9 protein-coding genes are annotated in these 15,454 nt (G+C 61.2%); 4 read left to right on the top strand and 5 right to left on the bottom strand.

The window, feature by feature from the left end; genetic code table 11:
* Positions 1-66 precede the first annotated feature (66 nt).
* Positions 67-1,491, bottom strand: a complete 1,425-nt coding sequence (locus AC07OT_RS03195) for an aminotransferase-like domain-containing protein (RefSeq protein WP_495107447.1) — start codon at positions 1,489-1,491, stop codon at positions 67-69.
* A gap of 124 nt (positions 1,492-1,615) precedes the next feature.
* Here AC07OT_RS03195 and AC07OT_RS03190 point away from each other — a divergent pair, with 124 nt between their 5' ends.
* The 3 genes from AC07OT_RS03190 to AC07OT_RS03180 all read left to right on the top strand — a co-directional run bounded on the left by AC07OT_RS03190 (position 1,616) and on the right by AC07OT_RS03180 (position 4,668).
* Complete coding sequence (locus tag AC07OT_RS03190; protein WP_495107446.1) at positions 1,616-2,248, top strand: LysE family translocator; 633 nt, start codon at positions 1,616-1,618, stop codon at positions 2,246-2,248.
* A gap of 85 nt (positions 2,249-2,333) precedes the next feature.
* Positions 2,334-3,392: a diguanylate cyclase gene (locus AC07OT_RS03185; RefSeq protein ID WP_495107445.1), complete on the top strand. Its 1,059-nt coding sequence runs from the start codon at positions 2,334-2,336 to the stop codon at positions 3,390-3,392.
* Positions 3,393-3,438: 46 nt separating this feature from the next.
* The gene (locus AC07OT_RS03180; RefSeq protein ID WP_115489165.1) at positions 3,439-4,668 is read left to right on the top strand and encodes a M20/M25/M40 family metallo-hydrolase; all 1,230 of its coding nucleotides are present in this window, start codon (positions 3,439-3,441) and stop codon (positions 4,666-4,668) included.
* A gap of 126 nt (positions 4,669-4,794) precedes the next feature.
* Here AC07OT_RS03180 and AC07OT_RS03175 read toward each other — a convergent pair whose 3' ends face one another.
* From AC07OT_RS03175 to AC07OT_RS03160, 4 genes are all read right to left on the bottom strand, one after another.
* Positions 4,795-5,115 carry a contact-dependent growth inhibition system immunity protein gene (locus tag AC07OT_RS03175; protein ID WP_495107444.1) on the bottom strand — a complete coding sequence of 107 codons (321 nt, stop codon included), beginning with the start codon at positions 5,113-5,115 and terminating at the stop codon, positions 4,795-4,797.
* Entirely contained in the window at positions 5,112-9,833 is a 4,722-nt protein-coding gene (locus tag AC07OT_RS03170; RefSeq protein ID WP_495107443.1) for an RHS repeat-associated core domain-containing protein, read from the bottom strand. Before AC07OT_RS03170 ends, AC07OT_RS03175 begins: the two co-directional genes overlap by 4 nt.
* A 110-nt stretch (positions 9,834-9,943) precedes the next feature.
* Positions 9,944-13,027, bottom strand: coding sequence for an efflux RND transporter permease subunit (locus AC07OT_RS03165; RefSeq protein WP_495107442.1), 3,084 nt, complete (start codon positions 13,025-13,027; stop codon positions 9,944-9,946).
* 2 nt (positions 13,028-13,029) lie between these two features.
* Positions 13,030-14,136, bottom strand: coding sequence for an efflux RND transporter periplasmic adaptor subunit (locus tag AC07OT_RS03160; RefSeq protein ID WP_495107441.1), 1,107 nt, complete (start codon positions 14,134-14,136; stop codon positions 13,030-13,032).
* Positions 14,137-14,236: 100 nt separating this feature from the next.
* On the opposite strand from AC07OT_RS03160, the gene AC07OT_RS03155 reads away from it, so the two are divergent.
* Positions 14,237-15,442 carry a Bcr/CflA family efflux MFS transporter gene (locus AC07OT_RS03155; protein WP_495107440.1) on the top strand — a complete coding sequence of 402 codons (1,206 nt, stop codon included), beginning with the start codon at positions 14,237-14,239 and terminating at the stop codon, positions 15,440-15,442.
* Positions 15,443-15,454: the final 12 nt, after the last annotated feature.

The raw sequence follows: 15,454 nt of genomic DNA, 5'->3' as shown, positions 1-15,454 counted from the left end.
ACCCTGACGGCTCGGTAACACAGAAGCTCACCGGCGCACGGCCGTCGGGAGTAAACCCGTCTCATGTTAGGGGGGCGGGGGAACCCCATCGGCCGCAGCCTGCAACAGCGCCGCAAACACCTGCTGCACCCGTGGCTCATCACTGTGGGCCACATTGAAGCGCATCGAGTCGCGGTGCGCCGGGTCATTACCGAACAACGCACCCGGCGCCAGCACCATGCCTTGTTTCAACGCATCCTGGGCCAGTTGCTCGCCGCTTACCCCAGGTGGCAGACGCGCCCAGATAAACATCCCGCCCTCATAGGGCATCGGCAGTTCGCAGCCGCAACGCCGCAGCCACTGTTCGACACGTCCGCCGGCCTCCATCAGGCGCTGGACCATGCGCTTGCGATGCTTGGTGTAGCTGCCTTCGCTGAGCGTGCGGTAGACGATCTGTTCAAGCAGCTCCGAGGTCACGCCGCCACTCATCAGCTTCATATGGGTAAGGTTGGCCGCCAGTTGCGGTGCGGCCACCACATAGCTGACACGGGCGTTGGCGCTGAGGACTTTGGAGAAGCCCGAAAGGTAGGTGACCTGGTCGAGGCCGGCGACAGTGGCCAGGCGCGGCGGCGGGTTGGGGTGCAGGTCGGCGTAAAGGTCATCTTCGATGATGTGGCAGTGATACTGCTGGGTCAGTTGCAACAGGCGAAACGCCTGGCTGGGACTGGAGGAGTGGCCAGTGGGGTTATGCAGGACGCTGGTGGTCAGGTACAGGCTGGGGCGATGTTCGGCCAGCAACTGCTCGAGAACGCTGAAGTCGAAGCCGTCGGGGCGCCGCTCGATGGTCACGATCTTGACCCCGTGCAAGGCCAGGTTGGCGTGGAAGTTGAAATAGCACGGTGCGTCCAGCAGCACCGTGTCGCCGGGCCTGGTGAGCAGGCGCATGAGCATGTCCAGGCCCTGCACGGTGTTGGGGGTGGTGATGATTTGTTCCACCGGCACCGACAAACCATCGGCATGCAGCTTCTGTTGCAGGGCCTGGCGCAAGGGCAGCAGCCCGGCGGGTGTGCCCAGTGCGGCGATGCGTAGCGACGGCGCGCGCACGGTGCTGCGCATGGCCTGGCGGAAGGCTTCGTTGTCCAGCCACGCTTCTGGCAAGTGGCCGCCGCCGGGGCGCAGGTCGCCGTAGACTGAGGCGAGGGGGCGGCGCAATACGCTGAGCAGGTCCTGGGGCAGCAGGTCGACCCAGCTCGCCGAGGCCGGGCGCACCCTGTCAACGGCCACGAAGTAGCCACGGCCCTGGCTGGAGGTGAGCAGGTTGCGCCCGCGCAGGCGGTCCAGGGCTTCGTTGAGGGTGAACTTGCTGACGCCCAGGGCCTGGGTCAACTCACGCACCGACGGCAACTTGCTGCCGGGTGCCCATTCGCCGGTCTCGATGAGCTGGCTGAATGCCTCGACGATCTGCTGCACCTTGGGTGTGCCGTTCACAAACGCGATGGCGGGTATAAACATAAACCTTCCTTGTGTTTACCGGTGATTTTACCGGTGAAGTTCGGCCGGATTAGGCCTGACTTCACCTGCCTTATGCAACGCCGCTTGCCTAAACTGCAGGCCTTCTCACCCTGGGTCCAAGGCCATGACCAGCGCATTGACGCTCTCTTCGTATCTCTACTTCCTGCTGTTTTGCGCCACCATGACCTTCAGCCCCGGCCCCATGACCCTGCTGCTGTTGAGTCTGGGCTTGAAGAGCGGTTTGCGCAGTTCGATCCCGGCGCAACTCGGTGCCAGTGTGTCGTACCTGATTTCCATCCTGATCTTTGCCGTGGGCTTTTCGGCACTGATCAAGGGCAATCTCGCCATCACCCAGGCCATTCAGTTGGTCGGAGTGGCCTACATTCTCTATCTGGCCTACAAGCAGTGGACCGGCAGCGGCGTGTTGATCGGCAAGGCGGCTGCCGTGGAGGGCTCGCGCAGCCTGTTCGGCAAAGGACTGCTGACCGGCTTTTCCAACCCCAAGACCCTCATCATGTTCAGCGCTGTATTCCCACAGTTCGCCGGGGCAGGGGAGCACCGTGCGGCGGTGGATATCGCCATCCTCGGGGCGACCTTCCTGGTGCTGCAATTTGCCAGCGGTTGCCTGTATTGCTACTTCGGCCAGCGCATCAGGCATGTGCTGGAAATCCCCCAGCGCCGTGTGGTGTTGCAGCGGATCACGGCGGTGCTGCTGCTGGGTGTGGCATTGATGCTGGCCCGCGGTTTTTCCCACTGAACGTTTTGGCGGGGGAGTGAGCAGTGGTGGCTAATTGCTGGCGCCCTGATAGACTCCAGGCATTCATCCAGGATTACAGCCCTCCATGCCAGCCGTCGGAGGAAAAGGACTTCCGCTCGCTACCCGTTTGTATAAATCCCGCACCTTGGGGCTGACGCTCGGTTTTGTGTGCGTGGTGTTTGGCATGTTCCCGCTGGATCCGGCGCCATGGGTGTGGGCCTGGATGGTGATCAACGCCTTTGTCTGGCCGGTCGTGGCCTTTCAGCGCTCGTTGCGGACTACCCATACGCTGCGCAGTGAGCGCCGCAATTTGCTGTTCGATTCGTTTTGCGGCGGTTTCTGGGTCGCGGCCATGCACTTCAACCCGCTTCCCGGTGTGACGACCCTCTCGATGATGACCATGAACAACGTCGCCATCGGCGGTCCGCGCTTCATGCTGGCGGGCTGGGCGGCGCAGGCGCTGGGTATCGGCACGTCGCTGTTGATATTCACCCCGGCCTTTATCGCCACGACCACCCCGGTCCAGCTCTATGCCTGCCTGCCGATTCTGATGGTGTACCCGCTGGCGCTGGGGTGGATCTGTTACCGCCAGGCAGTGACCCTGGCCCGGCACAAACGCGAATTGCTGGCGCTGAGTCGCACCGACAGCCTGACCGGCCTGCTCAACCATGGCGCGTGGAAAGACCACCTGGAGATCGAGTTCCAACGTTGCTGCCGCGAACAGCAAGGGGCCGCGATTGCATTGATCGACATCGACCATTTCAAGCTTATCAACGACACCTATGGCCACGTCACCGGCGACATCGTGCTGCGCCAGCTCGGCAAAGTGCTGCGCCAGAACCTGCGCGCCACTGACCTGGCCGGGCGCTATGGCGGCGATGAATTCTGCGTGATCCTGCCGGGCATGCCGCTCAACCGTGCAACCGAAGTGATGGATGCGTTGCGCGATCGCTTCAACGCGTTGGCCTATGCCCAGGACCCTTCATTGCGCGCCAGCTTGAGCATCGGCCTGGCGCCGTATCAACCGGGGCACGCCGACTCGACCCGTTGGCTCAATGAGGCAGACCTGGCGCTGTATGAAGCCAAGAGCAGCGGGCGCAACCGGGTCAGTTCGGTGCAAGGCACTTGGTTGCGGTCGGTCTAGTGGGGTAGGGTGAGGCGGCACCCCAACAAAAAACAAGGATCGGTTCATGCCCTTCACCTTCCCGCGTACCCTCCTGGCCGCCACGTTGGCCTTGTCTTTTGCAGTCCCGGCCTACAGCGCCGAACCCCACAAACAGATCCAGGCCGATGCCGAGCAGTACAAGGCCCCGGCCTTGAAACTGCTGGAGCGCCTGGTGAATATCGATTCGGGTTCCGGCTACGGGCCAGGCCTGACCCAGGTGAGTGACATCGCCGTCGATGAACTCAAACAGCTGGGCTTCACCATCGAGCGCGTGCCGGATGCCACCGCCAACAGCAGCCATGTGATCGCCACCCTCAAGGGCAACGGCAAGGCCAAAATCCTGCTGATGGCCCACATGGACACCGTGTTCAAGGAAGGCTCGGCGGCCGAACGGCCGTTTCACATCAAGGATGGCCGCGCCTATGGCCCCGGGGTGATGGATGACAAGGGCGGCATCGTCGCCGGCATCTACGCGCTCAAAGTCCTGAAGAACCAAGGGTTCAAGGACTACGCACAAATTACCTTCCTCCTCGATGCCAGCGAAGAAACCGGTTCCGACATCGCCTCTGAACTGATCCGCAACACCGCCAAGGCCCACGACGTCACGCTGAACCTGGAACCCGGCCGCCCAGCCGACGGCCTGGTGGTGTGGCGCAAAGGCAGTGCCACCGCCGTGGTCGAAGTCAAAGGCAAAGCCGCCCACGCCGGCGTCGCCCCGGAGCTGGGACGCAACGCCGCCATGGAAGCCGCGCACCAGATTCTGCAACTGGGCAAACTCGGCGATGAAGACAAGAAGACCACCATCAACTTCACCGTGATCAACGCGGGCGACCGCACCAACGTCATCCCCGACCAAGCCACGGCCAAGGCCGACGTGCGTGCGGCATTGCCGGAAGAGTTCGATCGGATCGAGAAGGACTTGGTGCGGGTCTCCGCCAACAAGCTGATCCCGGAAACCGAAGTGACCACCAGCCTGAAACGCGGCCTGCCGCCCATGCCGCAGACGCCGGAGTCGGACAAGCTGGTGGCGATTGCCCAGGGGATCTATGGGGAGTTGGGTAAAAAGTTGACCATTGAAGGCAGTGGCGGGGCGGCGGATGCCAGTTTGTCCGCCGGGGTGGGGACGCCGACGTTGGATGGGTTTGGGATAGTGGGGGGGAATATTCATACGCCGCAGGAGTATGCGGAGGTGGAGAGCGTGGCACCGCGGATTTACTTGTTAAGTCGGATGATTATGGAACTGAGTAAACGCTGATCAGGCTGGGAGGCTCACCCATTCAATTTGGCTGAGCCTTCATTCCTTGTGGTGAGCAGGCTTGCCCTGCGTGGACTGCGCAGCAGGCCAAAATATTAATAGCAAAGATCGTTATACGGCTGTTTTTTAAGTTGAATATTGGTTTTTTTGTAGGTGTTCATCAAACTTTCGAACTATGTGATTTAGCCATAGCGGGCCTGAGGTCCATTGGTGTGGATAGTAGTAATAGCAATGCTGTATATGCAGTAAATTTTCTTGAAGGTCTGGCTCATTGGTATACGAATTTATCAGCTCTAAAATTTCCTGTTTTACTGTCATGATTATTTCTCTAGGCGAGTCCATTAGAAATGTATCAATGACATCATCGGCAGATGAATGATCTTCCGCCCAATCCTGATTAAAGTAAGCACCAAAAAATTGTTGTAGCTCTGTTAATGGTTCATTCATTTTTCTGGGTATCCTGTTAGCAATAGATAGCCATCTGGCATTTTAGGAGCTCGTTTTATGACTAATAGGAACTTATAAACAGGTACGGATTTTTTTGCTCCATTTAGCATGCTTACCCCTACGGGTTGACTTGAGCTGCCTTTAATTAAGAGTTTTTCTTTATTTCCACTTAAAAATGTAGTTATTTCTTGCTGGTGTGCAGTCAAGCTTTTGGACACTATAGCCTCAGCCTCTTCTAGAGTTTTGAAGGTGGATGAGGCTGGGATGTGCGGTTCTGATTCAAATCTTGCCGCTAACTGTTCGTCTGTTCGACCGACATGTTTTTCAATCAGGTGTCCTCCAGCCTTCTCGTGAGTAGTTAATACTCCAGGAGATGCTTTTTTTGTTAAATCGTTTTTTGAATCCGGGCAATTTCCAATCTTACAGCTTAACCCTAACGGATCCACCCACCCTGTCGGATTGGGCACGTACTGGTACGCGTTGATCCCACCCGCCAACTTCACCGGATCAGGCGTCAGGTAACACCCAATATCCGGATTGTAGTAGCGATGACGGTTGTAGTGCAGCCCGCTTTCCTGATCGAAGTACTGACCCTGAAAACGCAGCGGGTTGTCGATTGTGCCTTTGTCGAGACGGCTGATCTGGCCGTAGGCGCGGTAGTGCGCGGACCAGACGATTTCGCCGTCGGGGTCGGTGAGTTCCTGCGGTGTGCCGAGGTGGTCGAGTTGGTAGTGGTAGGCTTTGGTGTCTTGCGGCCCAAAACCTTCCAACAGAACCAGCGGGCGAAAGCTGTCGGGTTCATAGAGATAACTGCGATGGCGATCCGCATGGTGTTCGGCAATCAGCCTGTCGCCTTGCCAGAAAAACTCCGTGGTTAGGCCGTCCACGGTTTTGCTGATACGCCGCCCAAACGGGTCGTAGCGATAGCTGGCGGTTTGGCCGCTGGGTTGGGTGATGCCGATCAGCCGGTGCTGGCAGTCGTAGCGGTATTCGGTTACGAGTTGATGGCCTTTGCCGCGCCGCTCGCGGATGAGGTTGCCGAAGGCGTCATAGTCGTAGTGGCGGTCGCCCTGGATCATCAGGCGGTTGCCGGCAACGATGTCGGGGCCGGGGCGGTCTTGCATCAGCAGGGTGCCGGCCGGGGTGTGGCCGAAGCGTTCCTGCAGGTCTTGGGAGTGGTCGGCGCGGGTGAGACGGCCTAGTGGGTCGTAGTGGTAGTGGTGTTCGCCTTTGCGCGTGTCGAGCAGGCGGGTGAGGTTGCCGGTTTTGTCGTAGTCGTATTGGCGTTGGTACAGCGCGCCTTCGCTGTCACAGATACCGTGGTTGAACAGGCGGCCTTGTTCGTCGTGTTGGTAGCTGCTGAGCAGTTTCCCCTGGGCGCGTTGGTGTTCACGGCCGGTCCTGAACAGATGAGACGTTAGCAGCGTGCCATTTAACGCGACGCTGGCGAGGTGGCCGCCTTTCGCATGATTAAAAACCAGCCGGTTGTTGTCGGGCAGGCGCAGGTGTTGAAGCTGGCCGCAGGCGTCGTAGCCGTAGCGCAAGGTGCCCCAGCCCTGATGTTCGGCGGTGAGGCGGTTTTGGCGGTCGTATTCGTAGGCCAGCGCCCAGTGGCCGTCATCGACGCTGAGCAGGTTGCCCTGGCGGTCGTAGGCATATTCAACAAGGCTACCGTCAGGCAGGGTTTTTCTGACGAGGCGTCCGGCGTGATCGCGCTCATAACGAGTAACGAGCTGACTGCCATCGTCACCGTGTTCGGTCTTTTCCTGCAGGTTGCCGTTGAGGTCGTAGACGTAGGCGGTGCGCTGCCCATCAAACCCGGTTTCCTGCTGGATCAGGCCAGTGGGGTGGTAATCAAGTCGGTAGGTCTCGCCAACCTCGTTTTCGATCTCGGTCAGCAGTAATCGCGCATTGTCGTAGCGGTACTTGACCTGGCTACCGTCGGCGTTGATACGGCGGCTGATCAGGTGCAACCCGTCGGCGTATTCGTAGCGGATGACGTGGCCCAGTTCGTCGCGTTCGGCGGTGATTTTTCCGTAGGGGTTGTAGCTGTATTCCCGACATGCACCGCCTGGTAATACGACGCGAACCAAGCGACCCACGCTGTCCCACTGATACTGGGTCAGCGCGCCATGCTCATCCTCGCGCGCCACCTGCCGGCCAAGATCGTCATAGCGATAACGCTTGATCCCGCCATTGGGCAACTGCTCCTCAACCAGTTGCCCCCGCTCATTCCACACCAGCCGCTGGCAACTGTGATCCGGGTACCAAACCCCAACCAGTTGCCCGTATTTGTCGTAGCTGTAGTCGGTGACATGACCATCGGGATCGATCTTACGAATGACATCGCCCTGGTCATTGCGCTCATATTTCCAGACCGCCAGACCCCGCCTTACAACCCGTACGAACCCGTTGTCATGCTCGTAGGACGTCGGCTCATCATCCCCGGGAAACAACGCCACCAAGCGTCCGGCTTCGTCGTACTGATACGCCGTCACCGCCCCCAGCGGATCCTGCTCAACCGTCAGCCGGCCTTTGGCATCGTAGGATTTGAAATGCTGGGCACCGTCCGGATCAATCCGCTGCACCAGCCGCGCCCGGTCGTCATGGGCGTACACTTCCTGGCTGCCATCGGCGTTATGCAGCGTGACACGGCCGTCGTCCCCCCAGGCATACCGCGTATCCATCTGCGGAAAACTGGCCCAATGCCGGACACATCGCGCCGCTTTGCCGGACCGTTCCCACGCCCAGAAGAAACTCGCCCCACCGGCCAGTCCACGTTCAAGAATGACGTGCTGATCGTCGTAGCGATAAACCTCGCTTTCACCTACCGCATTGGTCGCCGAGACCAGTCGGCCAGCGTCGTCATAGGCGTAGGAAACGACGGTCTGCTCGGTAATCCAGACATACGGGCCACGGCCTTCGGCCCGCTGCACCTGGTAGTCCACCGCGACGATGCGTGCCGACGCATAGCGCAGGAACAGCGCACACCCCGCACCGTTATCCAGCCGCTCAATCCGCCCCAGAAAATCCCGAGAAATCCGCAGCCGGTTGTCGTACGCATCACTGATCGAGACCAGCACACCGTCGCGAAAGTGATAGAACCGTGATGCCTGGGCCAGCACCAGTTCATCCGGCGAAGACCCTAAATAGATCGCGGCTTCGGCCAAACTATTGGTGATGGCGGGTCGAACAACAGTCGGCAGTGGAAACCCAATCGAGCGATTCTCATGGTCCGTCCACACCACCGAATCGCCCGACACCACCAGCCGATGCGCCAGCGAATGACTCCAGCCAAACCCCAACCCGTCATCCACTTCCACCGCACTGGTGCGATACAGCCGGGTCCACTCGAATGGCAAGATCCCATCCAACGTGCCGTCGGTGAGGGTGAGCAATTCCTCCCCGGTAACCATCGACACCGGGCAGCCATTGGTGACGGTCTTATCCGAAGGGGCCGCCGCATCCCCGTTCGGGTTCTTCCCTGAAACCGGCACATCATCGACAGGCTCCTGCCTGACCAACACGGTCTTCTGTGTCTTGTTACGAACCGCCGACACCGGGTTCGAAACCACATGCTCCCCAGCCTTCAACGGCGCCACCGGAATGGTCTTGATCGACGTTTCAGGGCCACCCAGCAGAACCGGTTTGGCGAGCTCGACATGCTCATCCATGGGCGATTTTCCGAACTGCCCCGCCATGCGCTCCAGCCATCGGCGCGCACGTTGAGACTTGATGCCGCCCAGCACGTTGGTACTTATTCGAACCGCCATCCCCATCCCGGCAGTGGCGAGACACAGCAACAAGTTGATCAATACGTCGGCGCTGATTTCCCCGAGCAATTCGTTCATATAGGGCGGTGGCAACAGGCGCATCCAGCTGACCATTGCCGACAGATGGATGAACAGCAGCGGCTCATCGCTGAGCACCAACAAGCCTTTGGCGATGGCGTCGACGCCAAGGGTCAGCAGCTTTTCAAGTTCGTCCGCTGACAGGTAATGCAGCAGTTGTTCGGCATAGGCCAACGGATCGCCAAGCCACTGAAACAACTGCTTGACAGTGTCCCAGAGCGAATAAAGCGCTTCGCCGAAGCCGCGGGCATAGGCTTGATGCAGGGCGAGGTAGCGCTTGGGGAAGCTGGCTTCGGAGTAACCCTTCCACAACGGTTCGAAGGTGGTCTCCCATTCACTGCGCAACCAACCGTCCAGCGGGGCGATAACCGACTGATAAGAGGCATACAGCGCCTTGAAATGGTCTTTGGATACGTTGGGGTAGAAGCTGACCCGGTACTGCTGGTTGCGATCACACTCGGTGATTTCGAGGATGCCGCTGGGGCCGATGGTCTTGTGGATCGGCTCGCCCAGGGGACCGCCCTCTGGATCGATGCGTTGCACCCTCACGGGCGTATTGCCAATGGGCACGAACCGAGCGCTCTGGAACATATGCACCAGGGTCAACGTGCCGTTTGCCTGGCACGTTGCGGTCGTGCTGCTGGGAAGGATGGCGCGGTTGATCGGCGCGACGAGCGCCACGTCATCCCCGACTTTGAAGACCTGTTCGACATCCAGGGCCGAAAAGCTAAAGAAGCTTTCCGCCCAGGTCTCGTAGGTATTGAGGCAGCGCCCGAAGTCGCTGAGAACGGATTCGACGTCCCGCGTCTTTGAATCCATGGCGGCCAGCACCAGGTAGCCAATGGCTTGGCGCGTCACCTCGATCATGAAACAGCCCCTTCAGCCGGGGCTTTAACGAAAACCACCATCTGCAATCCCTCGCACTGTGTATTCAGGCGAGGGACTTTGCAGCGGTTTTCAGGGCAGGGGAGTAGTGCTTATCCGGCGCTTACGTGGGGCGTTTCGACAATTTTTGTCTTCTCCCGCCCCAGCACCAGGCTGCACAGCGCCGGCAGAAACAACAGCGTCAACACCGTGCCCACCAGCACCCCGCCAATCAGCACGAATGCCAGGGACGACCAGAACACCGACAACGTCAGCGGAATAAACGCCAGCGCTGCCGCCAGCGCGGTCAATATCACCGGCCGCGCGCGCCGCACCGTGGCCTCGACAATCGCCGCGTGGATCGCCATGCCCTGCTCCTGGTTCTGGCGGATCTGGTCGGTAAAGATCAACGTGTTGCGCATCAGGATCCCGCCGATCCCGATCAAGCCCAGGATCGCGTTGAACCCGAACGGCTGGTTGAACAGCAGCAAGGTCGGCACCGCGCCAATCAAGCCCAGCGGCGCGGTGGCGAAGACCATGAACATCACGCCGAAGGAACGCACCTGGAACATGATCACCGTGAGGGTCAGCAGGATCATGATCGGGAACAGCGCCGCCAGCGCCACGTTGGCCTTGGCGCTTTCTTCCACCGGGCCGCCGATGTCGATCCGGTAACCGGCCGGCAGCCGGGCGATCAGCGGTTGCAGGTCTTTGTACACGGCCATTTCCACGTCGGGCGGTTGCACGCCGTCGATGATGTCGGCACGCACTTCCACGGTGCTCGCGCGGTTGCGGCGCTTGAGGATCGGCTCTTCCATCACCGCCTGGAACTGCCCGACCTGGGCCAGGGGCACCGACGTGCCGGCGCTGTTGGTCAGGGTCATGTTGTTGAGGTTACCGAGGTTCTCGCGCTGGTTGCCCTGGGCGCGGGCGACCACGGACACGGTGCGGTTGCCCTCACGCACTTCGGTGATCGGGTTGCCGCTGAGCAAGGCGTTGAGCTGGGATTTGACCTCGTTGGGGGTAAAGCCCAGCAGGCGCAGGCGGTCTTGATCCAGCACCAGGCGATAACCGCTGGTGCGCTCGCCCCAATCGAGAAAGGCATCCTTGGTCAGCGTGTTGGCGGCGACGACCTTGCGCACGTCCTCGGACACGCCGCGCAGCACCTCCACATTCGGGCCGGACACACGGAACACCACCGGGAAGGGCACCGGCGGGCCGAACAGCAACTGGGTGACCCGCACCCGCGCCGCCGGAAACTCACCGGCCGCAATTCGCTCACGCATGCGCAGCTTCAAGGCGTCGCGGGCGTGAGAGTCCGGCGTCTGCACGATCAGCTTGGCAAACGCCGGGTCCGGCATTTCGGGATTCAGCGACAGGAAGAAACGCGGTGCACCACCGCCCACATAGGTGTCGACCATGCTGGTCTGCGGCTCTTGCAGCAGCGCCTTTTCCAGCTGCGCCGCCACCGCCTCGGTGCTCTTGAAGGCACTGCCGGGCGGCATATACACCTCAAGAATCAGCTCGGAACGGTCGGAGTTGGGGAAGAATTGTTTCTTCACCACGGCCATGCCCAGTACGCACAGTACAAAGGCAGCGATCACCAACCCGGTCACCAGCCAACGCCTGCGTACGCAGGCTTCGACCAAATCACGCAGCTTCTGGTAATAGCGCCCGGCATAAATCGCGTCGTGGCCACCGGGCACCGGTTTGATCTGCGGCAGCAACTTCACACCCAGGTACGGCGTGAACACCACCGCCACCAGCCAGGACGAGATCAGCGCGAAGCCGACGATCCAGAAGATATTGCCGGCGTATTCCCCCGCACCGGACCGTGCAAACCCCACCGGCAGAAAGCCGATGATCGTCACCAGCGTACCGGTGAGCATCGGTGCCGCCGTGGAACTCCAGGCGAAGGTGGCCGCATGAATCCGGTCAAAACCTTCCTCCAGTTTCACCACCATCATTTCAATGGCGATGATTGCGTCATCCACCAGCAGGCCCAGGGAAATGATCAGCGCGCCCAGGGTAATGCGGTCGAACTCACGCCCGGTGAGCAGCATGATCACAAACACCACCGACAAGGTCAGCGGCACCGCCGCCGCCACCACCAGGCCGACGCGAAAGCCCAGGGCCAGCAGGCTGATAACCATCACCACCGCCAGGGCGACGAAGAATTTGAGCATGAATTCATTCACCGCCAGGCTGATGTTTTTCGCCTGGTCGGAGACTTTGGCGAAGTTCACGCCCAATGGTAGGTCCGTCTGGATCCGGGCTTCCTCGGCCTTGAGGCTTTTGTCCAGCTCCAGACCGTTCCAGTGCTTTTCCATGATCACGCCGAGCATCAGCGCCGGGTCGCCCTGGTGACGGATGCGGTAGCTCGGCGGGTCTTCATAACCGCGGCTGACGCTGGCCACATCGGCAATGCGCAGCACGCGACCGTTGACTTCCAGGGGCACGTTTTCGATCAGCGCCAGGCTGTCGAAGGCACCGTCGATACGGATATAGGCGCGTGCGCCTGCGGTTTCGACAAAACCTGACGGGGCCACGGCGTTCTGTGCGGCGAGGGCGGCGAAGATCTGCTCCGGCTTGATCCCGAGGGTCGCCAGGCGCTCATAGGAGAACTCGACAAAAATCCGCTGCGCCTGCTCGCCGAGGATATTGACCTTCTTCACCCCCGGCAGGTTGAGCAGGCCCTGGCGCAATTCCTCGGCCATCTGCACCTGTTGCCGATGGGGCAAGTGCTCGGCCTCCAGGGCGTACAGGGCGAAGTACACATCGGAATATTCATCGTTGAAGAACGGCCCGATCACCCCGTTGGGCAGCCTCGCGGCTTCATCGCTGAGTTTTTTGCGCGTCTGGTAGAACAGCTCCTGGATTTCGCTGGGGCGCGTGGACTCCTTGTAGGTCATGCGCATCGACACAAAGCCCGGCTGGGCGATGGTCTCGACGCGGTCGTAGTAGTCCAGTTCCTGCAGGCGCTTCTCCAGGCGGTCGGCCACCTGCTCCTGCATCTCCTGGGCAGTGGCGCCGGGCCAGGCGGCGGTAATGGTCATGACCTTGACGGTAAACGACGGGTCTTCGGCGCGCCCCAGTTTGCCGAACGAGAAGATCCCGGCGGCGAGGATCGCAATGATCAAAAACAGCGTGACTGCGCGGTGCTTGACCGCCAGTTCCGAGAGGTTGATGCCGCGCATGCTCATTGGTCCTGTTTGCGGTTGAGGGCCAGCACCTGGGCGGGCAGCAGGCGCACCGCGTCGCCGCTGTGCAACAGGTGCGCACCGAGGGCGACGACGACCTGGCCGGGGTTCACGCCGCTGTCGAGCAGGGCGTCTTCCTGGCCGAGGCTGGCGACCTTGACGGCGGCGAAGCTGACCTTGTCATCCGCGCCGATCAACCACACCCCGGTGCCTTGCCCTGCATCGTGCAAGGCGCCGATCGGTACGCGGGTTTGTTGTGCGTGGCCATTGCCTTGCAGGCGCACGGTGATGGTCGAGCCGAGGGCGAAGCGCTCGACGTTACCGTGCAGCACATAACGGGCGCGGTAGGTGCGGGTGGTGGGATCGGCGCTGGCCGACAGTTCGCGCAAGGTCGCCGTCACCGCCTGGTCCGGGGCGCCGAAGGGGAAGGCCAGGGCTTTTTGCGCGGCCTGGTCGCGCTGGTTTTCCGGCAGGTTGACGATGGCTTCGCGGGCACCGTCATGGGCCAGGCGCGCGACGATTTGCCCTTCGGCGACCACTTGGCCGCGGTCCACCCGCACGTCGGTGATGATGCCGTCGCCATCGGCCTTGAGCACCGAATAAGTGCGGCGGTTCTCGATCTGGCTGGCGTCGGATTGCGCCGCGGCCAACTCGGCTTCGGCCACGCGCAGGTTGGTGGCCGACTGGTCGAAGATCTGCCGTGACACCGCACCGGTACTGGCCAGGCGCTGGTAGCGGTTTTCATCGTCGCGGCGTTGGCGCAGTTGGGCCTGGGCGGCGTTGACGCGGTTTTTCGCCGAACGCAGGGCCAGCTCGAAGTCGCCGATGTCGAGCACCAGCAGGGTGTCGCCACGGGAAACGTGCTGGCCGGGGTCGACCTTGCGTTCGATGACCTTGCCGCTGACCCGGAAGCCCAGGTCGCTTTCCGTACGCGCAGCCACCACGCCGGTGTAGGCGCTTTGCTGAGTGCCGGCGGCTTCGACCTTGGCGGCGAGTACCGGGCGTGGTTGGGGCGCTTGGGCGGCGGTGTCGGCCTGGCTGTTGCAGCCGCTGAGGACGATCAGCACGGCCAGGGGCGTGAGAAGGCGCGAGGGGAGAAGGATCATGTCGGGCTCCGGGGATTACCATTGGGCAAAAAATTATGGGCATAATTTTTTACGCATATTATGGTCGAAATATAAATAAATCCAGCCTCGGATAATCCCCATGTCGAACGCCCCGGCCCCATCGCGAAGCTTGTTGTTTTTACTGGTGGCCTTGACGGCGCTGGGTGAAGTCTCGACCCAATTGATCATTCCAGGCTTGGGCCTGATCGAGCACGCCCTGTTGGTGCCACCGGGTTCGGCGCTGATGGCTCTGTCGGCGTTTGTCGCCGCCTTTGGCCTGGGGCAACTGCTGTTCGGCCCGCTGTCGGACCGCATCGGCCGCCGTCCGGTGCTGCTCGGCGGGCTGTTGCTGTATGTGCTGGCGACCTTGTCGATGCTGCTGGTCAATGACATCCAGCAATTTATCGCCGCTCGCGTCGTGCAAGGCCTCGGCGCCTGCGCTGCGCTGGTACTGGCGCGCACCGTGGTGCGTGACGTGTGGAAGGCCGAAGCGGGGCCGGCGTTGGCGCTGACCATGATCGGCATGCTGTACGCCATCGTCGTCGCACCGATGGTCGGCGGCCTGCTGATCAAGCTGCTGGGCTGGCGTGCGCCGATCCTGCTGGCGCTGGTGATTGGCAGTGGGGTGTTGCTGCTGGCGCTGCTGTTCTTCCGCGAGAGCAACCACTACCTAGACCCCAAGGCCGGCCACTGGCGCACCCTCGGCGGGCAATACCTGGACCTGCTCAAGGGCCGCCAGTACCGCGCGTTCGCCGTGGCGCTGGCGTGTACCTATGGCGCCATGTTCGCGGTGATCGCCGGTTCCTCGGCGGTGTTCATCAACCTGCTGGGCTTGAGCAGCCTGGAGTACGGCATCAATTTCGGCTTGATCGTGTCGATGCTGATCATCGGTTCCACGTACACCCGGCGCAACATCCAGCGCCTGGGGCCGCAACGGATTGTGGCGATGGGCGTGGCGCTGGTGGCCATGGGCGGGATTGCCGCACTGGTGATTTATGCGCTGGTTGGCCTGTCGGTACTGGGCCTGGATATTCCCATTGCGCTGGCGACCCTCGGCGGCGGCCTGGTATTGCCTGGGTCTGTGACCGGAGGGGTCATGCCCAACGCTCACCGCGCCGGTTTGGCGGCGGGCTTGATGGGCTTTGCGCAGATGTTCGGCGCGACCTGCAGTGGCCTGTTACTGAGCCACCTGCGCGACGGCAGTGCCACACCGATGATCGTGATCCAGGCGTGTTTTGCCGTGACGGCCTTCGTGGCCTTCCATCTGTTGCGTGAGCGCCGTACCGCGGAGGTCGCGGCGGCTTGAGCTGTCACACTT

The organism is Pseudomonas sp. GW821-FHT09C10, assembly GCF_059418085.1.
Note: the sequence above shows the minus strand (reverse complement) of the source record. Positions and strands in the feature narration are given on the sequence as shown.